Origin of the sequence: Marnyiella aurantia, assembly GCF_014041915.1 — a bacterium.
In the GTDB taxonomy this organism is placed as follows: domain Bacteria; phylum Bacteroidota; class Bacteroidia; order Flavobacteriales; family Weeksellaceae; genus Marnyiella; species Marnyiella aurantia.
This window is the reverse complement of sequence record NZ_CP059472.1, coordinates 1671637-1693347: the sequence shown is the minus strand read 5'-3', so window position 1 is coordinate 1693347 and position 21711 is coordinate 1671637. Positions and strand designations below refer to the sequence as shown.

At 43.0% G+C, this 21711-nt stretch carries 23 protein-coding genes and 3 tRNA genes; 15 read left to right on the top strand and 11 right to left on the bottom strand.

From position 1 onward, the window contains the following. The first annotated feature begins 174 nt into the window (after positions 1–174). A complete protein-coding gene (locus H1R16_RS07800) occupies positions 175–525 on the top strand; it encodes a helix-turn-helix transcriptional regulator (protein WP_181887137.1) in 351 nt (116 codons plus the stop codon). A 12-nt stretch (positions 526–537) separates the two neighbouring features. On the opposite strand, the gene H1R16_RS07795 is transcribed toward H1R16_RS07800, so the two are convergent. The 3 genes from H1R16_RS07795 to H1R16_RS07785 are packed head-to-tail and all read right to left on the bottom strand — an operon-like array spanning position 538 to position 2492. Continuing rightward, positions 538–1419 carry a DMT family transporter gene (locus tag H1R16_RS07795; protein ID WP_181887138.1) on the bottom strand — a complete coding sequence of 294 codons (882 nt, stop codon included), beginning with the start codon at positions 1417–1419 and terminating at the stop codon, positions 538–540. After that, positions 1409–2059 carry a leucyl/phenylalanyl-tRNA--protein transferase gene (gene aat, locus H1R16_RS07790; RefSeq protein WP_181887139.1) on the bottom strand — a complete coding sequence of 217 codons (651 nt, stop codon included), beginning with the start codon at positions 2057–2059 and terminating at the stop codon, positions 1409–1411. Before aat ends, H1R16_RS07795 begins: the two co-directional genes overlap by 11 nt. Before the next feature lie 55 nt (positions 2060–2114). Further along, positions 2115–2492 (bottom strand): DUF3127 domain-containing protein, encoded by a 378-nt coding sequence (locus tag H1R16_RS07785; RefSeq protein ID WP_181887140.1) that lies wholly within the window; start codon positions 2490–2492, stop codon positions 2115–2117. 159 nt (positions 2493–2651) lie between these two features. Between H1R16_RS07785 and H1R16_RS07780 the strand changes: the two genes are divergently transcribed. The 8 genes from H1R16_RS07780 (at position 2652) to H1R16_RS07745 (ending at position 7402) form a co-directional block, all read left to right on the top strand. Next, positions 2652–2736, top strand: a tRNA-Leu gene (locus H1R16_RS07780). Between the two features lie 35 nt (positions 2737–2771). Then, a tRNA-Gly gene (locus H1R16_RS07775) sits at positions 2772–2844 on the top strand. A 13-nt stretch (positions 2845–2857) separates the two neighbouring features. Continuing rightward, positions 2858–2941, top strand: a tRNA-Leu gene (locus tag H1R16_RS07770). 257 nt (positions 2942–3198) lie between these two features. Then, positions 3199–4965: a DNA mismatch repair endonuclease MutL gene (gene mutL / locus H1R16_RS07765; RefSeq protein ID WP_182035749.1), complete on the top strand. Its 1767-nt coding sequence runs from the start codon at positions 3199–3201 to the stop codon at positions 4963–4965. A 5-nt stretch (positions 4966–4970) separates the two neighbouring features. Next, positions 4971–5705 carry a rhomboid family intramembrane serine protease gene (locus tag H1R16_RS07760; protein ID WP_181887142.1) on the top strand — a complete coding sequence of 245 codons (735 nt, stop codon included), beginning with the start codon at positions 4971–4973 and terminating at the stop codon, positions 5703–5705. Positions 5706–5747: 42 nt separating this feature from the next. Further along, a complete protein-coding gene (locus tag H1R16_RS07755) occupies positions 5748–6680 on the top strand; it encodes an endonuclease/exonuclease/phosphatase family protein (protein WP_228451378.1) in 933 nt (310 codons plus the stop codon). Positions 6681–6684: 4 nt separating this feature from the next. Then, complete coding sequence (locus H1R16_RS07750) at positions 6685–7029, top strand: hypothetical protein (RefSeq protein WP_181887144.1); 345 nt, start codon at positions 6685–6687, stop codon at positions 7027–7029. 16 nt (positions 7030–7045) lie between these two features. Continuing rightward, a complete protein-coding gene (locus tag H1R16_RS07745) occupies positions 7046–7402 on the top strand; it encodes a hypothetical protein (RefSeq protein ID WP_181887145.1) in 357 nt (118 codons plus the stop codon). Here the strand turns inward: H1R16_RS07745 and H1R16_RS07740 are convergent. The 3 genes from H1R16_RS07740 to pepT all read right to left on the bottom strand — a co-directional run bounded on the left by H1R16_RS07740 (position 7399) and on the right by pepT (position 10809). Beyond that, complete coding sequence (locus H1R16_RS07740; RefSeq protein ID WP_181887146.1) at positions 7399–8919, bottom strand: GH3 auxin-responsive promoter family protein; 1521 nt, start codon at positions 8917–8919, stop codon at positions 7399–7401. The two genes, H1R16_RS07745 and H1R16_RS07740, sit on opposite strands and share 4 nt — an antisense overlap. A gap of 128 nt (positions 8920–9047) precedes the next feature. Further along, entirely contained in the window at positions 9048–9458 is a 411-nt protein-coding gene (locus H1R16_RS07735; RefSeq protein ID WP_181887147.1) for a BrxA/BrxB family bacilliredoxin, read from the bottom strand. An 88-nt stretch (positions 9459–9546) separates the two neighbouring features. Further along, the gene (gene pepT, locus H1R16_RS07730; protein ID WP_181887148.1) at positions 9547–10809 is read right to left on the bottom strand and encodes a peptidase T; all 1263 of its coding nucleotides are present in this window, start codon (positions 10807–10809) and stop codon (positions 9547–9549) included. A gap of 491 nt (positions 10810–11300) precedes the next feature. Here pepT and H1R16_RS07725 point away from each other — a divergent pair, with 491 nt between their 5' ends. Next, complete coding sequence (locus tag H1R16_RS07725) at positions 11301–12149, top strand: hydroxymethylglutaryl-CoA lyase (protein WP_181887149.1); 849 nt, start codon at positions 11301–11303, stop codon at positions 12147–12149. Positions 12150–12218: 69 nt separating this feature from the next. Next, positions 12219–12620: an OsmC family protein gene (locus tag H1R16_RS07720; protein ID WP_181887150.1), complete on the top strand. Its 402-nt coding sequence runs from the start codon at positions 12219–12221 to the stop codon at positions 12618–12620. Positions 12621–12625: 5 nt separating this feature from the next. On the opposite strand, the gene H1R16_RS07715 is transcribed toward H1R16_RS07720, so the two are convergent. Next, complete coding sequence (locus H1R16_RS07715; RefSeq protein ID WP_181887151.1) at positions 12626–12952, bottom strand: SUF system Fe-S cluster assembly protein; 327 nt, start codon at positions 12950–12952, stop codon at positions 12626–12628. 3 nt (positions 12953–12955) lie between these two features. Then, on the bottom strand, positions 12956–13654 hold the full coding sequence (locus H1R16_RS07710) for a 3'-5' exonuclease (protein ID WP_181887152.1): 699 nt from the start codon (positions 13652–13654) through the stop codon (positions 12956–12958). 162 nt (positions 13655–13816) lie between these two features. Here H1R16_RS07710 and H1R16_RS07705 point away from each other — a divergent pair, with 162 nt between their 5' ends. The 3 genes from H1R16_RS07705 to H1R16_RS07695 all read left to right on the top strand — a co-directional run bounded on the left by H1R16_RS07705 (position 13817) and on the right by H1R16_RS07695 (position 16198). Further along, on the top strand, positions 13817–15352 hold the full coding sequence (locus tag H1R16_RS07705) for a YifB family Mg chelatase-like AAA ATPase (protein ID WP_181887153.1): 1536 nt from the start codon (positions 13817–13819) through the stop codon (positions 15350–15352). 42 nt (positions 15353–15394) lie between these two features. Then, positions 15395–15685 (top strand): hypothetical protein, encoded by a 291-nt coding sequence (locus H1R16_RS07700; protein WP_181887154.1) that lies wholly within the window; start codon positions 15395–15397, stop codon positions 15683–15685. A gap of 66 nt (positions 15686–15751) precedes the next feature. Then, positions 15752–16198, top strand: coding sequence for a hypothetical protein (locus tag H1R16_RS07695; RefSeq protein WP_181887155.1), 447 nt, complete (start codon positions 15752–15754; stop codon positions 16196–16198). On the opposite strand, the gene H1R16_RS07690 is transcribed toward H1R16_RS07695, so the two are convergent. The 3 genes from H1R16_RS07690 to H1R16_RS07680 all read right to left on the bottom strand — a co-directional run bounded on the left by H1R16_RS07690 (position 16195) and on the right by H1R16_RS07680 (position 21319). Continuing rightward, positions 16195–16731, bottom strand: coding sequence for a GNAT family N-acetyltransferase (locus H1R16_RS07690; RefSeq protein WP_181887156.1), 537 nt, complete (start codon positions 16729–16731; stop codon positions 16195–16197). The genes H1R16_RS07695 and H1R16_RS07690 overlap by 4 nt on opposite strands. 140 nt (positions 16732–16871) lie before the next feature. Beyond that, positions 16872–19052 carry a S46 family peptidase gene (locus tag H1R16_RS07685; RefSeq protein WP_181887157.1) on the bottom strand — a complete coding sequence of 727 codons (2181 nt, stop codon included), beginning with the start codon at positions 19050–19052 and terminating at the stop codon, positions 16872–16874. Between the two features lie 131 nt (positions 19053–19183). Then, the gene (locus tag H1R16_RS07680) at positions 19184–21319 is read right to left on the bottom strand and encodes a S46 family peptidase (protein ID WP_181887158.1); all 2136 of its coding nucleotides are present in this window, start codon (positions 21317–21319) and stop codon (positions 19184–19186) included. A 113-nt stretch (positions 21320–21432) separates the two neighbouring features. On the opposite strand from H1R16_RS07680, the gene H1R16_RS07675 reads away from it, so the two are divergent. Next, positions 21433–21702, top strand: a complete 270-nt coding sequence (locus H1R16_RS07675; protein WP_181887159.1) for a SemiSWEET family sugar transporter — start codon at positions 21433–21435, stop codon at positions 21700–21702. Positions 21703–21711 lie beyond the last annotated feature (9 nt).

Genomic DNA, 21711 nt, shown 5'->3' with positions numbered 1-21711 from the left:
CAAGGGTAAGTTTTTCGCGATAACTTATTACAAATCTATAATTGTTTTTTCGCATTGAAATGATAAGAAATTAATAAAAAATTGTCATTTGTATGTGATTTATTGTCATAAAAGAAAAACATTATCAAGTATGAGAAAATAATATTATTTATATCTTCGCTAAAATAATGATTTATGATAGGAAATAAGTTACGAGGGTTAAGGCATGAGCGCGGCATAAGCACACTAGATATTGCAGACAGGTTAAATCTTTCGGAAAGTACCTACCGAAGATTTGAGGCTGATAAGAGTTTTCCGGATATTTTCACTCTGGACAAAATCGCGAAGATTTACAACAAAAGATTCACGGACATCCTTCCGGAAGAGTTTAATCTGTCTCAAAACACGCAGGAATTCGCACATCTTAAGAATTTTGCAACAATCACTCTTTCGGAAAAATTGATAGAGCAGTATAAGGCCAGGATCCGTAATTTGGAGGAGCAACTGTCTTACTGGAAAAAGCTGGCGATGGGAGAAAGCGACTGAAGATTGGATACTTTAAACTTTTATATTCTTTGCCCTCAGAAACAGCAGCCCTCCTATTATAATAAATCCACCTGCAAACTGTAGTCCTGTAAGGCTTTCACCATCCAATACACCCCAGATTACAGCCACAATAGGCATTAGCAGGGTTACGGTAGATGCAAACAGTGGTGTAGAGATACTGAGTAACCGGTAATTCAGCATCATCGCCAGTCCGGTACCGAAAATTGAAAGAAGGCTTACATAGCCAAGACCTATAAACTCCCCTTTTGTTCCTTCGAAATTCTGGAAGAAGCCCGTAAATGCCAGTGTAATAAGTGAAGGCAAAAACAGGATAAAGAAAAACACAAATGCCGACAGGATCTTTGCGGGTACATCAGCTAACTTCGATTTCACAGTAGTTATGCTTACAGCATACAGCAGCGTGGCCAGCAGAAGCCAAAGAATCGGCACAATTTTCAGACTGTCGCCTTCAGCGCCACTCAACATCAGCAGGCATGCTCCCGAGAAACTGATCGCCACACCAATCATCTGCCTGCCCGTAGTCTTGAATTTCCAAAACAGTGCACCAATCAGGATCACGAAAATGGGCATCATTGAATTTACAATTCCGGCAATACTGCTGCTAACCTCTGTTTCGGCCAGCGGAAAAAGAAACATAGGTACGAAATTCCCGGCAACTGCTGCCACAATAAGCCATTTCAGCCTTTTTCTGGGAAACTTACTTATGTTGATAATGGCTACCGGTGCCAGCAGGATTCCCGCAATAAGCACACGAAGTGCACCCACCTGGAAAGGTCCATAATGCTCAAGCGATTTTTTAATCAGGATGAAGGACGAGCCCCAGATAATGGTAAGGAGGACCAGAAGGACCCATTTTTCTTTTTCAGAATTCATTGTTTCTTTTCAGGATGTTCAGGTAATCGGATTTAGGGATCATTCGGGCTCCCAGGCTTTCCAGATGTTCAGAGTGAATTTGGCAGTCTATAAGTTCTAAAGTGTCGCGGTATTTATTAACAAAATGGATAAATCCTGCCTTTGAAGCATTGCTGACGTGGGAGAACATACTTTCACCGCAGAAAACATTTCCTACCTGTATACCGTATAGTCCACCCACCAAATTACCATACTGCCACACTTCTATGCTATTGGCCATGCCTTCGCGGTGCAGCTGCGTGAAAGTCTCAATTAGGTCTTCGTTTAGCCAGGTGCCGTCCTGCCCGGGACGTTCGATCTGCATACAGTTTTCCAGAACTTTACGGAAGCAATGGTTTTCGGTAAAGCTAAAGACCTCATCCCGCAGTATCTTCCTCATGGACTTGGAAATTCTCAGTTCTTCAGGATACAGCACAAAACGGGGGTCCGGACACCACCACAGAATTTCTTCGCCCGGATTGTACCAGGGAAATATGCCGTTTTCATAAGCCAGCTTAATCCTTTCCGCAGACAGGTCTCCGCCATAGGCCAGCAAACCCTCCCGCGGATGATAATGCGCAGGATCTGGAAAAACGATTTGATGTTTATCAAGTTTATACATGCAGAAAAATAAATCCCACTTCAAAAAGCAGGATTTAAATAATTTCTAGTGGAGATTAGAATGGCAAATCGTCATCCTCTTCTTCAAACACATTCTTGGAAGACTGTGGAGCTGCCTGAGTTCCCGGTGAGGCCTGTGTAGGCTCAAAAGAATCGCTGCCGGCAACTTTTTCAAGTCTCCAACCCACGATAGAATTGAAATATTTTACTTCATTTTGAGGAGAAGTCCACTCGCGGCCGCGGATATTAATGCTTACTTTCACTTTTTCACCTTCAGTACAACTGTTCAGAAGGTCTACTTTATCCTGTACGAATTCAATATTAATAGGCTGTGGATACTGCTCTTCTGTAAGAAGCACCATTTCTCTTTTCTGAAAACCGCTCGCAAAGGTCTGAACGTCAGTTATCTTTTTTATTGTTCCCTGTAATTCCATATCGTAAATATTAATGCTGTAAAAATAGGGATTACAAAGTAATAAAGAAGGGATCTGCCCGAAATTTGGGCAAAAATATTTTTCAAAAATAAATTTGCATGATAATAGAAAACCTTCTATATTTGCACTCACAAAAAGAAAAGAAGATCTTTTTAACCAGCGGATGTGGTGTAATTGGTAGCCACGCCAGACTTAGGATCTGGTGCCGTGAGGCGTGGGGGTTCGAGTCCCTTCATCCGCACCAAAAATTTCTAGGAGTAATTTTAGAAATTTTTTTATGCGAAAATAGCTCAGCTGGTAGAGCACGACCTTGCCAAGGTCGGGGTCGCGGGTTCGAATCCCGTTTTTCGCTCATCATCTACCAGGCCCTGGTGGTGGAATTGGTAGACACGCAGGACTTAAAATCCTGTGTCCGCAAGGACGTACGGGTTCAAGTCCCGTCCGGGGTACTTAAAAATTGCTGTTAATCTTTGATTAGCAGCTTTTTTTATTTAGGAACTTCCCGTCATTTGGTCCGTGATTTTGCATTTTGAGGTATATTTAGAACTGCCTTGCATCCTTAATCTTTACTGAATCTTCCTGGATACCGGGTAATTTGCTCATGATGGTTTTACACTCACCCGTTTTCCCATGAGGATAAGTCTGAAGGTCATTTCATCATCTATCCCGATACAATTGATTATTTTTGCCAATTAAGCACTTAAAAATGTCAGATATCATACAGCTTTTACCGGATCACGTGGCCAACCAGATTGCGGCAGGCGAAGTGGTACAGAGACCGGCCTCCATTGTAAAGGAGCTGCGGGAAAATGCCATTGATGCCGGTGCTTCCAAAATTGAGCTTATCGTCCGGGAGGCTGGCCGAAACCTCATTCAGGTGGTTGATGACGGCGCAGGCATGTCTGAAACCGACGCACGAATGGCCTTCGAAAGACATGCTACCTCCAAGATCCGGACAACCGAAGATATATTTAAGATTTCTACCAAGGGCTTCCGGGGTGAGGCTTTAGCTTCAATAGCGGCCGTAGCACAGGTTGAACTCAAAACAAAAAAAGAAGGTGCCGCCGTAGGTACCAATATCTATATTGAAGGTGGCGGACTGCAGTTTCAGGAACCCGTGCAAACAGTGGCCGGCTCTAACTTCTGCGTGAAAAACCTTTTCTACAACGTTCCGGCACGCCGCAAGTTCCTGAAGAACAATAATGTGGAGTTCCGCCATATTATGGACGAGTTTCACCGTGTAGCATTGGCGCATGAGCATATAGAATTTTCGCTGTTTCATGACGATGATCCTGTATTCCGGCTTCGGAAGGGTTCGCAGATGCAGCGCATTGTGGAAATTTTCGGGAGGAAGCTCCACCCTATGCTGATTCCGGTTAAGGAAGACCTGGGTTGGGTGAAACTTGATGGTTTTGTGGCCAAGCCCGAAGGTGCTAAGAAAGTGCGCGGTGAACAGTTTTTCTTTGTAAACGGGAGGTTTTTCCGAAGTCCCTACTTAAACAAAGCCGTGCAGGAAGCTTTTGAAGGTCTCTTACTACCCGGGCTGATTCCGACATTTTTCCTTTATCTGGAGTTGGATCCGGAGAAAATAGACGTTAATATTCATCCACAAAAAACAGAAGTAAAATTTGAGGATGAACATGTGATTTTTGCACTCGTACGTTCCACCGTAAAAAAAGCGCTTGGGATTTACAATATTGCGCCGAGTCTGGATTTTGACCGCGACCCTCAAATGGACTTTTTCAGTACTCCGAAAACAGGCAGCGAAAGCAATTTCCGGATGCCGGAGATTCAGGTGGACCGAAACTACAATCCTTTCCGCGAGGAAACTCAGGTGAAAAGCGAAGAAATACAGAACCTGGCGCAGATGTATCATCATACCATTGAAGCTGCACCGTCCAAAATCAATCTTTTTGAAGATGAAGATTTTGATGAGGACCTGATGCGACTTCCCAATGGTTACTGGCTGCTGAACAAAGGCGAAAAGACATTGATGCTGGATTTGGGCAGGATGCACCGTCTGGTGGTTAGTGAGAAAAACAGGGACAGAAAAAAAGAACAGGTTTCGCATGCATTACTCTTCTCCCTGGAGTACCACATGAATGAAATAGAGAAGAATAAGTATAAATCAATAAAGAAATTCCTGCCTGAACTTGGATTTGACATTAAAGTAGCACACGAAAACGTACTCCGTGTAGACGCTGTACCTACGGGGCTTAAGGAAACTCAGGTTGTAAAATTTATTGAGGAACTTTTCGAAATCATGGAATACAGGACCGAAGATCAGTTCATGGAGTTTTATAACGGCAAATGGAGTAAAATGCAGAGTAAGTCCCGTTTCGACTTCATCTATAAAAATGATGCGGAACAGGTAATCCGCGATTTTTCGCAGCTTGGCTTCCCGGCGTACCTTCCAGACGGAAAATGCTGTTATGTTGAACTCCCGCTGGAGGATTTGAAAAATAAATTTTAGAAATTATGTTCAGAGAGATTACCCCGCTGGTTAAAGCCATCATAGTTATAAACGTTATTCTGTTTATCCTTACCAACTATATTTACCCTAATCTGCTTTATTACCTGGCAGCATATTACCCAATGTCCGAAAGCTTTAAAAGCTGGCAAATTATAACACACATGTTTGCGCACGGTGGCTGGATGCACCTGCTTTTCAATATGTTTACACTTTTCAGCTTTGGTCCGGTACTGGAGAAGATTTTAGGTCAGCGTAAATTCATCATCTTCTATCTTGTTTGCGGTTTGGGTTCCTTTGTGATCTATAATTTATGGAACTATTTTCATATACTTCAGCTTTCGCAGAAACTCATTGCACTGAATGTTAATCCCGCGGCAGTGTTTGCGAATGCTGATATATTCAACATTAATAATTCATATTACAACTCGCTGAATCCGGGTGGAAAAGAGCTTTTCCAACTTCTGGTAACACCTATGGTAGGAGCTTCCGGAGCCATCTTTGGAGTAATTACGGCATTTGCCATCCTATTCCCCAACGCCGAACTGATGATGATGTTCATTCCGGTGCCGATAAAGGCCAAAGTTCTGCTGCCCATTGTAATTGCCGGTTCTCTGTTTTTAGGTTTCAGCCAGTTCGAAGGTGATAATATAGCGCACTTTGCCCACCTGGGCGGTGCTCTGATCGGATTTCTCTGGATACGGAACTGGAAAAATAATCAAAACCGCTTCGACAGGTTCTAGCTGATGTTTTTAAGAAGAATATTTTTACTTATTCACGTGGGGGTGGTCCTTTTACTCCTGGCCACCTTACTGAATGCTTATGTGCCACCGTCCGTATTTCCCGGATTAAATCTGCTTTCACTACTGTTCCCGGCATTAATGGGCCTACACATCGTGTTTTGCCTGATGTGGATCCTTCTTTGGAAGAAGCAGGCACTTTTTTTTCTGGCAGTATCAATATTATTACTTAACCCCGCCCGCAGATGGCTCAACTACAACCCGTCAAACACAGATGGTCCTACACTGAAGGTCGTTTCAGCCAATCTAAAAACAGGAAAACTGGGTGAAAAAGCAGCCGCTGATTATCTGAACAGTACGGGGGCTGATCTGATGATTCTTCAGGATCCGGGCGAAGTACAGAATATGCTGGATCTTCCACACAAATCGAAGGATTACTGGGTTGTTTCGGTTTCCTCAGCTACAGAAATCATTGAACAGGGACCACTGTTCAAGGACGACGGCTATTCTTTCTACGCTGACATCAAACATCAGGGAAAAATGATCCGTGTAATCAATGTCTATCTTACACCCTTCTTTTTCGACAAAAATAAAGTGCGGCCGGCAGAGGATCTTGAGAAAAATAAAAGCAAGGCAAAGTATATTCTTAAGCGACTTATTCCTACCTTTAAAATTCATGAAGAGGAGGTGGATACGATTGCGCATGCCGTTAAAAATTCACCTTATCCGGTTATTTTGGCAGGAGATTTTAATGCTGTACCTAATTCCTATGAGTATTATACGCTTCTGGGAGACTTAAAAGATGTTTTTGTTGAAGTTGGCCGGGGTTCTCCTACCAGTTTCCATGATTATAAAGTACCGATAAGGATCGATTACATTTTTGCCTCAGAGAACATACAGCCGGTTGGCTACCGTGTGGACAGGAATGTGACGATTTCTGATCATTATCCGGTCATCGCAGAATTTAAAATTGATTAAGAATATGAAATCGGTAATTTTTATTTTGATGATATTAACAGTGAACGGCTGTTCAGATAAAAAATCTGTGAAGGCCGCACCAGCGGTCCGGGAGGAAGTTCCTGCCGACTACGATACGATTGCCATCGATTCTTTTTCAGCGGGTGCCGTTTCGGCCGCGGTGGAAGCAAAAATCAGGCAGAGAGCTGTACGATATAACGATTCACTGGCTAGGTTGCAAAAAAAGGAGGAAAACCCGAAGAATAATGATTCTGAAGATGTGTCGGACGAAAGTTTACAAAACAAGACCGCATCTGAAAAAAAGAAAACCATCAGTAAAGCTCCACATACTTCTCAACAAAATCCTTAACTAAATTTGTTACAAAATGAAAAATACAATTCAAAAAAATGTGATTCTTACGGGAATCCTTTCTCTAATAGTTACCGCCTGCACGAAAACCGAAACCAAAATTGAAACCTTTGAAAACCCGGATGGAAGTGTAACTACAACAGTCGTTGAGAATGAAGAGACTACAGGTCTGGATACAGTCACCATCACCAATACGGTACAAAAAGCAAAGGAAAATATCAATGAGGCAGGCGAAAAAATAGAGGAGGTTGCCGATAAAGCCGGTACCGAATTGAAAAAAGCCGGTGAGGATCTAAAAGTGGCAACCAAGAAAGGCGCTGAAAAGGTTGAACGGACCGCTGACAAAGCGGAAGCAGACATGAAAAAAGATTAGTCCGCAAGGTTCAGCTTCAGCAAAGGTTCAATATATTCACGGTCATTGCTTAACCTGGGAACTTTATTCTGTCCGCCAAGTTTTCCTCTTTCAGACATCCACGTGTAAAAAAGTCTGGGCTTGGCTGCGTGGATAATTGGCCTGTTCAGCGTCATATTATTGTAGCGTTTGGCTTCGTAATCGGAATTAATGGATTTCAGATGGTTATCAAAAACATCAGTGAAAAGATCCATATCACTCGGGGCGTGGCAGAATTCAAAGATCCACTCATGTGCGCCTCCTTTTCCGTCCTTCATGAAAACCGGTGCTCCGGTATAGTCTGAAACCGCTGCCTGTGTGGCTTCACAGGCCTTTTCCAGTGCGGCCTCCACATTATCAATCATCAGTTCCTCACCAAAAGCATTAATGTAATGCTTGGTCCGACCGGAAATCTTTATTCTGAACGGATTGAGAGAGGTAAACTTCACTGTATCGCCAATCAGATAACGCCACAGACCTCCATTTGTGGTGATTACGATTGCGTAGTTTTTACCGATCTCAACTTCTTCCAGCGGGATTGCCTGCAGGTTATTGGGATCAAATCTATCCATTGGTATGAATTCGTAGAAAATTCCGTAATCAAGCATCAGCAGCATTTCATCGCTGCCGGACTGGTCCTGAATCCCAAAAAAACCTTCGGAAGCATTATAAATTTCATAGTAATTGATGTCTTTCCCAATGATATTGCGGTACTGCTCACGGTAGGGTTTAAAGCTGATACCGCCATGAAAAAACACCTCCAGATTAGGCCACAGTTCACTTATACTGCCCTGTCCTGTATCTGCAAGAATCCGCTGGAGCAATACCAGCATCCAGCTGGGCACGCCGGTCAGACTTCCTACATCTTCATTTCTCACTTCGGACACAATAGCCTTCAGCTTACTTTCCCACTCGGACATGAGTGAGGTCTTTTTGCTGGGTGTGGTGGTTATTTCAACCCAAAACGGCAGATTCTCAATCATAATCGCCGACAAATCACCAAACTTTGTATTAAAATCCTGGTAAAGTTCGGCACTGCCGCCCAATCTCAGGTTTTTGTTGAGGAAAAGTGTGTTATCCGGATGATTGTTTGCATAGATGGACAGCAAGTCTTTGCCGGCCTTGAAATGGCATTCAGCCAGGCTTTCATCTGAAATGGGTATGAATTTGCTTTTTGCATTGGTGGTACCGGAGGATTTGGCAAACTGTTTAATCTGTCCCGGCCAAAATACATCTTTCTCACCTTTTCTTGCACGTTCAATAAACGGTTCAAAATCCTCGTATGCGACTACCGGAACGCGTTCCTTAAAATCGTTGTAGGAACTGATGGAACTGAAACCGTGGATCTTGCCATAGTCCGTGTTTTCACCATGAAAAAGTTGCGAAAAAAGGACACCATTCTGTGTTTCAATGGGGTTTTTAATGAAGTTCTCAATCTGATCTATCCTTTGTTTGATAAACCAGTTTACGACAGAATTGAACAGTGCTTTGGTTGCCATGTCCAAATATAAATGATTTCCGGAAAACGCAGGTAATAAAATAGCCGCAAAAGTATATCCCCCGAAAGCATCGGCACAAAAAAACCGCTGCTGAAATTCAGTAGCGGCTATTCTATAAACTTTTTCGGTTAGCAGTATTCGTCGTAGGCAGACTGAAGGTTTGCTGCAATAGCTCCTGCAGGATTGCCTTCAATGTGATGACGCTCCAGCATGTGAACCAATTCACCGTCCTTGAAAAGTGCGATACATGGTGAACTTGGAGGGAAAGGAGCCAAGTGTTTTCTGGCCTCAGCTACCGCTTCGCCATCAAATCCCGCGAAAACAGTTACCAAATTGTCAGGTTTTTTGTCGCCGGTTAATGAGAAAACAGCGCCCGGTCTTGCGGCACCGGCCGCACATCCGCACACGGAGTTAATCATTAATAAAGTGGTTCCCGGTTTCGCCAAAGCTTCATTTACAGCTTCAACAGAAGTCACGTCCTGGAAACCTTTATCAGTAAGTTCTGCCTTCATTGGCATCACTAATTCTTCTGGATACATATATATTATTTTAGATTGTTAATAATGAGTTAGGTATCAAAACCATTCCAAAGGGCGAGTCTGGACATTTTGACAATAAGTATATCTTCTAATTTGTCTTTTTAACGGCCTTAGCTATATTGACAATTACTTTCACCGCTTTCTCCATTGTTTCAACAGCTACGTATTCGTACGGTCCGTGGAAATTCATACCGCCGGCAAAGATGTTCGGGCAGGGCAGTCCCATATATGAAAGTTGCGCACCATCGGTTCCGCCGCGAATCGCTTTGATTTTAGGCTCTACATTGGCATCCTTCATGGCCTGCGCTGCAATATCGATAATGTGCATCTTACCTTCAAACTGCTGCTTCATGTTGCGGTACTGCTCCTTAATCTCCACTTCTGCGGTTCCTTCTCCATATTTGGCATTGAATTCAGCCACTTTATCTGTCATCAGTTTTTTTCTGGCTTCAAACTTCGCCTCGTCATGATCGCGGATGATATATTGGATTTTCGCTTCAGAAACATCAGATTTCAGGTCTGTGAGGTGATAAAAACCGTCGAAACCCTTTGTTGTAGACGGAGTTTCATCAGCAGGAAGCATTTGAATGAACTCTGCGGCGAGCAGCGAGGCATTTACCATTTTCCCGAAAGCATAGCCAGGGTGCACACTCAATCCGTGAATTTTCACTACAGCTCCCGCAGCGTTAAAGTTCTCATACTCCAGCTCTCCGGCTTCGCTACCGTCCATTGTATAAGCCCATTCGGCACCAAACTTCTTAACATCAAATTTATGTGCACCACGCCCAATTTCCTCATCGGGTGTAAATCCAATTGCTATTCTACCGTGTTTGATTTCCGGATGTGCCAGCAGATACTCTGCCGCGGTCACAATTTCGGCAACTCCGGCCTTATCATCTGCTCCCAGCAGGGTGGTTCCGTCGGTAGTAATCAGTGTTTTGCCGACATACTGCTTCAGGTTTTCGAATTTTGTAGAAGAAAGTGTAAATCCAGTCTCTTTATTCAGAAGAAGATCACCACCGTCATAATCATCCCAAATCTGCGGCTTCACGCCTTCACCGTTAAAATCCGGCGAGGTGTCGTAATGGGCAATGAATCCAACTACCGGCTCCTCATCATTTTCAATATTGGACGGGATGTAGGCGTAGATATAACCGTTTTCATCCAGTTCTACATTTTCCAGTCCCAGACCCTGTAGTTCTTCAAAAATATACTTTGCGATATTCCACTGCTGCGGTGTGGATGGTGTGGAATCACTCTCCGGATCGCTTGTGGAATATATTTTTACGTAATTGATGAAACGGTTCTGGAGTTTCAGTTTCCACTCCAGGTTGAATTCGATGGTCTGCATGTCTCTCTTGGTTTTATGTATAGCAAAGTTAAGAAATTATGTTTTACGGGACTGCAGCCATGCCCGCACCGGAATGAACTGATTACCGGCCGCATAATGATTTTTATGTGCCATCCAGCTCACTGGCGGATGAACAAGATTGTTATCTTTGTAAGATATGAAACCAGTTTTTGATAAATCCCGGGTTATGAGGTTGCTAATAATAATCTTGGCGGGAATGGCAATGTTTGTTGACAACTTATATTTTAAATCAGCATTAATTTTAGCAGCATTAATCCTGTTCTTAGTTAAAAATTACAGAAATAAAACGGCTCTAACTTATTTCGTATTTGTAATTGGATTGGGCGTAATCGGAGCCCTGGTGATTCCGAATATAGTAATGATTCAATAATTTCGCGCGCACATTCTAATTACGGTCATGTCTGGTATCTTTTGCGGGATTTTCCATTCCCTGTAAATTGGTTATCTTTGAAATCACCTAAACTTTATCAATGTTTCTCACCGAATGTCCACGTGATGCAATGCAGGGTTGGAAGGATTTTATTCCGACCGCTCAAAAAATCGACTATATAAATGCGCTGATGTCCGTAGGATTTGATGTGCTGGATTGCGGCAGTTTTGTTTCGCCTAAATCCATACCTCAGATGGCAGATACCAGTGATGTTTTGGCGAATATTGACAAAAGTAACTCCAATACTAAACTCTCGGTGATCGTGGCCAATGTGCGCGGGGCAGAAAAGGCACTTACACATACAAATGTAGATATCCTGGGTTTTCCGTTTTCCATTTCTGAAACATTCCAGCAGCGCAACACGAACAAGGACAGAGAGGAGGCTTTCCTACAGATTACAGAAATCCTGAATCTTGCCAAAAATGAAAAAAAGGAACTGAATGTCTATTTCTCAATGGCTTTCGGAAATCCTTACGGTGACCAGTGGAGCTGGGAAGAAGTAGATCACTGGGCGAGCCGTTTCGCGGAGATGGGTGTCCGGAACATCCTTTTATCCGATACAACAGGAACAGGATCACTTGAGGACATCGAACTTCTGTTCAGCAAAATTCCGTCAGGGTATGCTGATGTTGATTTTGGCGCTCACTTTCATAACAGATATGAAGATTCCTATAAAAAACTGAAGGCTGCCTATGATAACGGTTGTCGCCGTTTCGACTCAGCGATTAAAGGTATTGGGGGATGTCCGATGGCAAACGACGATCTTGTGGGAAATATGCCCACCGAGCAGATTATTAACTTCATGGCGGTGGAAAAATTAAGTCATTCACTTAATCTGCTTCACTTCGAAAGCGCATACAATAAAGCGAAGGATGTATTTCAGTTCTAATGAAATTCAGACCACCATTTAAATCTCTGCAGTTTTTCTCTAATGCAAACCTTTATATATTCCGAATAAATGACATCAAAAATAAAATACATCGGCGAATTCCGCTGCGAATCTGAACATTTACAGTCGGGCTCCGTAATTGTGACCGATGCTCCAACAGATAATCAGGGCAAGGGTGAAGCATTTTCACCCACAGATCTTTGTGCAGCTTCTCTGGCGCAGTGCATGCTGACCACGGTTGCTATACTCGGGAAAAACAAAGGGATTAATATGGAGGATGCCTATGCGGAAGTCCATAAAGTTATGACCGCAGCGCCACGTAAAATTGGCGAGATCGTATGTGACCTCTATTTTGCCACCGGACATACCGATGAGCAGAAGCAGTTTATTGAAAAAACGGCAATGACCTGTCCGGTAGCACTTTCGCTGCACCCGGAATTAAAGAAGACAGTTCGCTTTCACTTCGGGTAGTTTTTCTAAAACATACCCAGTTCGAACCGGGCTTCCTCGCTCATCATGTCCTTGTTCCAGGACGGTTCAAAGGTAAGTTCCAGATCCACACTTTTCACTCCTTCCACCTCTGAAACTTTTTCGCGTACTTCGGCCGGAAGGCTTTCGGCTACCGGACAATTGGGAGTCGTAAGGGTCATAATGACCTTTACATCTGCCTCTTCTGAAATCTGAACATCGTAAATAAGGCCGAGTTCATATATGTCTACCGGGATTTCAGGATCGTATACGGTCTTGAGGTTTTTTATGATATTCTCGCCAATATCGGCAATCTGATCGTCTGTTAAATTCATTTTTTAAGTCTCACTTCTGATTAGCAAATCTTCCTGACGCATGCGACGGAAAACATTTGCCAAAGTTAACACATCTTTCTCACAATATTGAACTATTCTAAATAAGTCTTTTTCGATATGATAAATTGACGAAACCATTGAGCCGTCTATATCATCTTTAGGAGTAGGGATTCCGAATACGTTTGCCAGCAGTTCCAGAGAAACGTAGGATTTATAATCGCCGAATTTCCAAAGCTCCATAGTGTCCAGGTGCGGAATTTCCCAGGGTTTTTTGCCAAACATCTGAAAAGGTTTCGGTGGTTCCATACCATTGATAAGGAAGCGCCGGGCGATCCACGGAAAGTCGAATTCCTTACCGTTGTGTGCACAGAGGATTACATCGCGCAGTTTGGGCCTGTTAAATATCTCACCGAATTCTTCCAGTATATTTTTCTCCACATCACTTGCAAAACTTCTAATCAAAAGCTTTCCGTTCTTTTCAACCATCCCGACCGAGATGCAGATAATCTTTCCGAATTCAGCCATTACGCCGGCTCTTTCCATGTAGAAATCCTCAGCTGTGATTTCATTCTTACGCTGATGGAACGTTTTTTTGTCCCAAAGTTTCTTTTCACTTTCCGGCAAATCGTCCCAGGCTGAAGCATTCGGCACGGTTTCAATGTCCAGGAAGAGGATTTTTTCAATCGGTATGTGCTGTATCATTTATAAAAAATTTTCGTCATTTCCTGAATTTAAGGAATGCCACAATTGTTTGGTCAACTTTTCCTGTTCGGAAATTTGTCATTAAAGTAAAGAAAAAAAGGGTGAAAACACTTAATTATCAATAAGCAATTATGATTAAATTTACTTATAAAATGCGTAAGTATGCTTGTAAAAATCTATGGAAGTGCCATTTACGGAGTAACTGCACAGACGATTACAATAGAGGTGAGCGTGGATACGCCTGGTGTAGGCTATCACTTGGTGGGCCTTCCCGACAACGCAATTAAGGAGAGCAGCTACAGGATTTCGGCCGCCCTGAAAAATGTGGGATACAAAGTTCCGGGGAAGAAAATCACTATTAATATGGCTCCCGCCGATCTTAGAAAGGAGGGATCTGCCTATGACCTGAGCATCGCCATTGGGATTCTGGCTTCATCGGACCAAATAGTTTCTGACAACATCGCCGACTATATCATAATGGGCGAACTGTCACTGGATGGTGGTCTGCAGCCTATAAAAGGAGTACTTCCTATCGCGATTAAGGCACGCGAAGAAGGATTTAAAGGTTTTATTTTGCCTAAACAAAATACACGTGAAGCTGCCATCGTGAGTAATCTTGAAGTTTACGGTGTAGAGAACATCAGCGAGGTCATTAACTTCTTCAACAAAGGTCTCCCTTTGGAAAGGACCGTGATTGATACAAGAAAAGAGTTTCAGGACAAAATCAATTATTTCCCATTTGATTTTTCTGAGGTAAAAGGTCAGGAAACCGCCAAAAGGGCCATGGAAGTGGCAGCGGCGGGAGGTCACAACATTATCCTCATCGGGCCACCCGGCAGCGGGAAAACCATGCTGGCGAAACGTGTTCCCAGTATCCTGCCGCCATTTACCTTAAAAGAAGCCCTGGAAACGACTAAAATTCATTCGGTTGCCGGAAAGATTGGTTCTGAAACTTCTCTTATGACCGTCAGGCCCTTCCGCAGTCCGCATCATACGATATCAGATGTTGCACTCGTGGGTGGTGGCAGTTACCCACAACCCGGCGAAATTTCCCTGGCTCATAACGGGGTCCTGTTCCTGGATGAGATGCCGGAATTCAAACGAACGGTATTGGAGGTCATGCGCCAGCCGCTGGAAGACCGGGTGGTAACGATTTCGCGCGCAAAGTTTACGGTAAACTATCCGGCCAGTTTTATGCTTGTTGCAAGTATGAACCCAAGTCCCAGCGGCTATTTCCCGGATGACCCCAACAATACATCAACCTCATTTGAAATGCAGCGTTATATGAACCGACTTTCGGGCCCATTACTGGACAGGATTGATATCCATGTGGAGGTACAGAAAGTGGAATTTGAGCAGTTAGCCGACCGCCGCAAGGGTGAAGACAGCCTCGCAATCAGGGAACGGGTTATGAAAGCACGTGAGGCGCAGAACGAACGTTATCAGGATTTGGAAATAAGTTATAATGCACAGATGGGCCCGAAAGAAATTGAGCGGTTCTGTGAACTGGACGAGGTTTCCAGAAACCTAATTAAAACCGCGATGGACAAACTGAGCCTTTCAGCACGTGCGTATGACCGCATCCTAAAGGTAGCCAGGACCATTGCTGATTTGGAAGGGACATCCGAAATACGAAGCGACCATATAGCAGAAGCAATACAGTACCGAAGTCTGGACCGTGAGTTCTGGAACATATAATCCTTCAAAAAAACACATTTTCAAACTTTAAATACACATAAAATGGAAGTGAAACAGATTATTGAAGTCATTGTAAAGTCTTTCCTTTACACTCTTCTCATCCTTTTTGTCATAAATCTTGGCGTATTTATGTTTCGGCTTGGGGACATACTAAATTCCGGAGTAAAAATTATTTCGGTTGAATTCAGCAACTTTCAGTTTATGCTGAATGAACGACCTGGTCATAATCAGTTCTCAAATGATCATCTGCTCACCAACATTATTGTTTTTCTTACTGTGGCAACTTTTGTATCCAGAAATGAATATTTCCTAAACAGACAGGCATTAAAATAAGAACATAACATGTATCTTAATCTCTTGATATCGCTAAAAGCAACCTATATTAGCAAAAAACAAACTATGGAACTAAAATCGGCATTTGACCATCCGGGCGAACTAAGAGTAAGCGGCCAGGCGAAGCGGTTTTTGAGTGAGGCTGCCGGCTGGGCCCGATTTCTCTCGGTACTGGGACTGGTCCTTGTAGCCCTGCAGGCTTTGGTTGTACTTTCAGCACTTCTGTTCGGTGCCATTTCGGGGTTATCGATGGGCCCGTTCGAAGGTACGGTAATTATGCTTATATACGGATTGCTGGCCTTATTCTACTTTTTTCCGCTTTACTACCTCTTTCTCTTTTCAGGGCGGGCCAAACGAGCAATTGCCACAGATGATACTATTGCACTGGAAGACTGTTTTGGCTACCTAAGGTCGCATTACAGATTTGTGGGAATTATCATTATTATAATGCTTGCCGTCTATATCCTTGCAATGGCCGCTGTTGCAGTGGGAAGTTTTGCCAGTATATTTTAAGTACTGCTCAGCCATTCCTTCTTTGTAATCAGGTAGAAAAGCAATTCTTCTGGATCATTGGGGATAAACACTTTCTTTCGAAAGCTGAGTCCCAGTTTTTCAATCAGTTTTCTGGATGAAATATTTTCCTGAACTGTAAGTGCTGAAATTTCCTCCAGCCCAAAATCTATAAAGCCGGCATCCAATATCGCCTTAGCCGCCTCGTATCCATAACCCCGTCCATAAAATTCTGGCAGATAAGCGAAGCCAATATCAACTCCAGTTACTCCTTCCCTGTGATATAGGCCGCAGCTGCCTACCTTCTCCCCGCCATCCTTCAGAATAACGGTATAATTACCATATCCACGCTGTTCAATCTGAGGGAATGCTCTGTTTCTCAGATATTCCAGCGCATCTTCTTCAGTGTGCAGGTTCCTGTCTCCCACAAACTGAAGAAACTCCTGTGTATTATACAACCGGTGTGTTAATGCAGCATCTTCTTCATTTGTTGGACGAAGAAATAACCGTTCTGTTTCAAAAGTTTGATATTTCATTGCTTTTTTGGGTTTAAGGAGACTGCATTCAGATGACTGTATTTCTACAATATAAAGGTAATTAAATGCGTACAAAAAAGGCCTCCCGAGTTCGGGAAGCCTTGTAAATAATTCAGTTAACCTTAATTCGATAAGGTTCCTTATTTTTTCTTTGTCTTAAGCTCGCTGCCTTTTACCGGCTTTGGATGGTCGTTGGTAACAAAAGTCATTTCATCCACCAGCCTTTTGGACCCGGCATATTTGTCTATAATCCACATTACGAAACGGATGTCTACGTTGATTGTTTTTTGAGAATCCTTTTCAAAAACAATATCTCCGGATAAAGCTTCAGAATTACCGTCAAAAGCGATCCCGATAAGGTTTCCTTCGGCATCAATCACCGGTGAACCTGAGTTTCCGCCTGTAATATCGTGGTCTGTAAGAAAGTTTACAGGTAGGTAGCCGGCAGCATCAGCATAAATGCCATAATCGCGGACTGCGTGCATATCCATTACTTTCTTCGGCAGGTCAAATTCCTCATCACCTTCTTTATACTTGTTTACAAGACCCTGCATATCGGTGTAGAAATTGTCGGTAATCCCATCATAGTTTCTGTCCGGTCTCTGTGGCAGGCGGTCTACTTTTCCGTAAGTTAGTCTCATCGTACCGTTCGCATCCGGATAGAATACTTTTGATGGAAAAGCCTTTCGGTATCCGTCCAGAAGTAATCTGTTATTCTTTGCAAAGTTGGCTTCCACCTTGGCGAAACGTGTACCTAGCGCTCTAACATCATTAATATACGCGTTGGAAAGTTTGTAAAGCGGATCTGCATCCAGTTTAAGAGCATCCGGATTCAGCATAAAGTTAACCGCGGATGCCTTATTGGCAAAAACCGAAGAATGTGCCTGAAGTGAAAGCGATTCAGAAGCCTGAGCCATCAAAGTACGGGAAGCAACATCACGGTTTACTTTAGTCTGATAAAGGTTTACAAGTGAGTTAAGCATTTCACCTTCCAGCTCGGCATCAAAATCTGCATAGAGTTCGTTGATCGCTTCTTCCAACTGAGGTTTCATGGCAATCCTGTTATTGATATCCTGAGCGGCGTAAACTTTAAACAGTGAACCCAGCTGGAAAGGAATCGTAATGTATTTCGTATTCATCTGAAGTATACCACTGTACATACGTTCCACATTTCTGTTGGCTATCTGGTCATAATACACCTGAATATTTGGGAGAAGCCCGCTGTACAAGCTGTTGCCCGGCATGGAAGCCCAGTCCTGAAACCTGCGTTCCTCATTTTGTTTTTCGGCAATCGTAGAGTTCTTGATTACTGCGTCGATAGTTCCCTGTCTGTTTTTCCAGTAATTGGCAACATTGGCATACTGAGATGCATAATCCAGCTGAGTCGCCTTATTGCCGTCCATATACTTCTTCATCACCTTCATGGCAAGATTTGAAGCTTCAACCCATGCCGGGTAGTCGTTTCTGATCATTTTTTCAATACCGAAAGAAGTCATATAGCGGTTGGTTCTGCCGGGATATCCCACAATCATTGAAAAATCACCTGGCTGAACGCCTTTAAGTGAAACAGGAAGATGGTGTTTAGGCTTCAGGGGTACGTTCTTAGGATTGTACTCGGCAGGCGCGCCTTTAGCATCCGCATACACTCTGAATACGGCGAAATCTGCTGTATGTCTTGGCCACTCCCAGTTATCGGTATCACCACCAAATTTTCCAAGTGCGGAAGGAGGTGCGCCAACTAAACGAACATCTTTATAATCCTGGTATACGAAATAGTAAAATTCATTTCCGTTAAAGAAATCCTTTACTACCACGGTATACTTACCGTTCTCAGAATTTTCCTGCTGTATAGCTTTGTATTCAGCATCAATAACTGCTTTGCGCTGCTCGGCAGTCATACCGTTGTTCAGTTTGGAATTAATACGCTGTGTGGCATCGTCCATACGAACCAGGAACCTTACGTATAAGTCCTTGGCGTTGAATTCGTCGTTTTGTCTTGCAGCCCAGAATCCATTCTTCAGGAAATCCTTTTCAGGAGTTGAAGCCGCTGCAATGGCATCGTAACCGCAGTGATGGTTGGTAAAGATAAGACCCTGATCCGAAACGATCTCGCCGGTACAGAAGCCTCCAAAACTTACGATGGCATCTTTTAAAGATGAATTGTTAACGGAGTAGATTTCTTCCGGAGTCAGTTTTAAACCCTGTCTCTGCATGTCTACACCATTGAGTCTTTTAATAAGCATCATCAGCCACATTCCCTCATCCGCCTTCATTTGGACAAAACTCAGAAGAAATGTAAACAGTAAAAATATTCTTTTCATTTGTTAGATTTATTTAGCGTCGCTAAAGTAGTAAAATTTTGAAAAATTTAAGGTTTAGATTGGAATTAAAGCAGTTATAAATAAAAAAAACCACTGAAATAGTCAGTGGTTTTAAGTTTTATCAGTATATATTACTTTACAATTGTCATTTCGTCCAGAAGGTGACCAGCTCCATAAAGCTTGTCAATAACCCAAAGTACAAAACGTGAATCTACGTTGATTGTTTTCTGCCAGTCTTCCTCGAACACGATGTCTCCGGAAAGAGCTTCAGAGTTACCGTCGAAGGCAAGACCGATCAGCTCGCCGTTGCCATTCATAATGGGAGAACCCGAGTTTCCACCCGTAATGTCATTATCAGAAAGGAAGTTAACCGGAAGGTATCCTGCTGCATCAGCATACTGACCATAATCTCTTTTGGCAGCCATATCCAGCAGACGCTGTGGAAGATCAAATTCTTCATCACCTTTCTTATACTTCTTCACCATACCGTCCAGGTCTGTATAGAAGTTATTGGTTACTCCGTTGTAATCTCTGTCATCACGTACCGGCAGTGTAGCTACCTTTCCGAAAGTTATTCTCATTGTAGAGTTAGCATCCGGGTAGAACTCCTGCTTAGGATGTGACTTACGAAGACCGTCAAAGAAAAGACGGTTGCTGTCGCTGAATTTATCGTCATATGCTGTATAGCGCTCTGCAGTCGCTCTGGAATCGGCTGTATAACCGTTTGCAATTTTCAGCAGGGCATCGTTATTCAGTTTCTGAGCATCAGGGTTGTTCAGGAATGCGATTGCTGACGCTTTAGTCGCAAAGATTGAGTTCTTTGCTACCTCATCAAGCAATTCAGGATTAATGGTTTGAAGTGACGGTGCACCAGCTTCGTTTCTAACCTTAGTACGGTAAAGAGAAACCATAGCCTTAAGCATTTCCTGCTCCAGCGCGGGGTTGAACTTCTCATAGTTAGCATTGATGCGCTCGGCTATTGTCTTTTTCAGTTCAGCCTTCTTGGCCGCATCAGTTTCTGCAATATAATTTTTAAACATTGAGCCAAAACCGGTTGCGAAAGAAAGATACTTTGAATTCCTGGTCATTTGTGCCGCATAGTTACGCTCAATTCCTCTGGCTGAGGTCTTTCTGTAATAATCCTGCATATCTGCAAGTACATTTCCGTAAAGATCTTTGTTCTCAGATTTGTCAGCCCAAGTCTGGTAAACCTCCTCTACCTTACGTTTGTCTTCAATGGTACCGTTTTTCTTGATAGATTCAATTGTACCGCCTCTGTTTTTCCAGTAATTGGCCACAGATGCGTACTGTGAAGCATAGTTAAGTTTTGTAGCCTGGTCGCGGTCCATATACTTCTTCATCACATCCATTGCAACTTTGGAAGCATCAACCCAACCTGGATAATCCTTGTTGATCAGTTGGTCTATTCCGTATGAAGTCATGAAACGGTTGGTACGTCCCGGGTAACCTACGATCATTGCCATATCGCCTGGTTTAATCGGCTTGATGGAAACCGGCAGGTGGTGCTTAGGCTTGAAGGGTATGTTGTTTGGAGAATATTCCGCAGGATTTCCGTTAGCATCAGTATAAACTCTGAATACTGAAAAGTCACCTGTATGTCTTGGCCACTCCCAGTTATCAGTATCGCCACCGAATTTTCCGATAGAATTAGGAGGAGTTCCTACCAAACGAACATCCTTAAAATCCTGATAAACGAAATAGTAGAATTCGTTACCGTTATAGAAATCTCTTACAGTCACGACATATTTGCCGTTCTCAGAATTTTCAGCCTGTATTTTTTTGTATTCTGCATCAATGATGTCTCTTCTGTCTTTTGCAGACATTTGATTGTTCAGAAGTGAATTGATTCTTGTGGTTACATCGTCCATACGAACCAGAAAACGAACTGAAAGTCCTTTTGCAGGAAGTTCTTCACTTTTCTTCATCGCCCAGAAGCCATTGGTAAGGTGATCTTTTTCCGGAGTGGAAAGTGCCGCAATCTGTCCGTACCCACAGTGGTGATTTGTAAAAACCAAACCTTCCCTGGATACGATTTCAGCTGTACAGCCGCCACCGAACTGCACGATAGCATCCTTAAGACTTGCCTGGTTTACGGAATAGATCTCTTCTGCAGTAAGTTTCAAACCTTTTTTCTGCAAATCCTGTCCGTTCAGCCTTTTTATCAGCATCATCAACCACATTCCTTCATCTGCACGCATCTGTACGAAGCTGAGCATGAAGGTCAACAATAAAAATATTCTTTTCATTTTTAAAAATTATTTTAAGCCTGCTAATTTACTGCTTTTATTGTAAACGCCTGCCCAATGGTATGAAAATGGCACGTTTTGACTGAATAATCAGCACCATTTCAACAAAAATTATGGAAATCAATCCTGAAATCATCGGCTTTATAGCAGGAGGGCTTTCTTCTGCTCTCTTCATACCACAAATCATTAAGATCCTGAAAGAGAAATCGGCCGAGGAAATTTCATTACTAACCTGCATTATTGGTATTGTAAGCTCTGCGCTCTGGCTGTGGTACGGAATCCTGCAGGAACACATTTCCATGATGGTGACCAACAGTATTGCAGTGGCTGCTACAGCGGTATTGGTGGTCCTGAGACTGATTTATAACGGAGAAAAAAACTAAATTTGTAAC

Excerpts from the sequence above, each read along its gene's own strand:
- H1R16_RS07800 (WP_181887137.1), top strand. The coding sequence starts at position 175 with ATGATAGGAAATAAGTTACGAGGGTTAAGGCATGAGCGCGGCATAAGC.
- H1R16_RS07795 (WP_181887138.1), bottom strand. The coding sequence starts at position 1,419 with ATGAATTCTGAAAAAGAAAAATGGGTCCTTCTGGTCCTCCTTACCATT.
- aat (WP_181887139.1), bottom strand. The coding sequence starts at position 2,059 with ATGTATAAACTTGATAAACATCAAATCGTTTTTCCAGATCCTGCGCAT.
- H1R16_RS07785 (WP_181887140.1), bottom strand. The coding sequence starts at position 2,492 with ATGGAATTACAGGGAACAATAAAAAAGATAACTGACGTTCAGACCTTT.
- mutL (WP_182035749.1), top strand. The coding sequence starts at position 3,199 with ATGTCAGATATCATACAGCTTTTACCGGATCACGTGGCCAACCAGATT.
- H1R16_RS07760 (WP_181887142.1), top strand. The coding sequence starts at position 4,971 with ATGTTCAGAGAGATTACCCCGCTGGTTAAAGCCATCATAGTTATAAAC.
- H1R16_RS07750 (WP_181887144.1), top strand. The coding sequence starts at position 6,685 with ATGAAATCGGTAATTTTTATTTTGATGATATTAACAGTGAACGGCTGT.
- H1R16_RS07745 (WP_181887145.1), top strand. The coding sequence starts at position 7,046 with ATGAAAAATACAATTCAAAAAAATGTGATTCTTACGGGAATCCTTTCT.
- H1R16_RS07740 (WP_181887146.1), bottom strand. The coding sequence starts at position 8,919 with ATGGCAACCAAAGCACTGTTCAATTCTGTCGTAAACTGGTTTATCAAA.
- H1R16_RS07735 (WP_181887147.1), bottom strand. The coding sequence starts at position 9,458 with ATGTATCCAGAAGAATTAGTGATGCCAATGAAGGCAGAACTTACTGAT.
- pepT (WP_181887148.1), bottom strand. The coding sequence starts at position 10,809 with ATGCAGACCATCGAATTCAACCTGGAGTGGAAACTGAAACTCCAGAAC.
- H1R16_RS07725 (WP_181887149.1), top strand. The coding sequence starts at position 11,301 with ATGTTTCTCACCGAATGTCCACGTGATGCAATGCAGGGTTGGAAGGAT.
- H1R16_RS07720 (WP_181887150.1), top strand. The coding sequence starts at position 12,219 with ATGACATCAAAAATAAAATACATCGGCGAATTCCGCTGCGAATCTGAA.
- H1R16_RS07715 (WP_181887151.1), bottom strand. The coding sequence starts at position 12,952 with ATGAATTTAACAGACGATCAGATTGCCGATATTGGCGAGAATATCATA.
- H1R16_RS07710 (WP_181887152.1), bottom strand. The coding sequence starts at position 13,654 with ATGATACAGCACATACCGATTGAAAAAATCCTCTTCCTGGACATTGAA.
- H1R16_RS07705 (WP_181887153.1), top strand. The coding sequence starts at position 13,817 with ATGCTTGTAAAAATCTATGGAAGTGCCATTTACGGAGTAACTGCACAG.
- H1R16_RS07700 (WP_181887154.1), top strand. The coding sequence starts at position 15,395 with ATGGAAGTGAAACAGATTATTGAAGTCATTGTAAAGTCTTTCCTTTAC.
- H1R16_RS07695 (WP_181887155.1), top strand. The coding sequence starts at position 15,752 with ATGGAACTAAAATCGGCATTTGACCATCCGGGCGAACTAAGAGTAAGC.
- H1R16_RS07690 (WP_181887156.1), bottom strand. The coding sequence starts at position 16,731 with ATGAAATATCAAACTTTTGAAACAGAACGGTTATTTCTTCGTCCAACA.
- H1R16_RS07685 (WP_181887157.1), bottom strand. The coding sequence starts at position 19,052 with ATGAAAAGAATATTTTTACTGTTTACATTTCTTCTGAGTTTTGTCCAA.
- H1R16_RS07680 (WP_181887158.1), bottom strand. The coding sequence starts at position 21,319 with ATGAAAAGAATATTTTTATTGTTGACCTTCATGCTCAGCTTCGTACAG.
- H1R16_RS07675 (WP_181887159.1), top strand. The coding sequence starts at position 21,433 with ATGGAAATCAATCCTGAAATCATCGGCTTTATAGCAGGAGGGCTTTCT.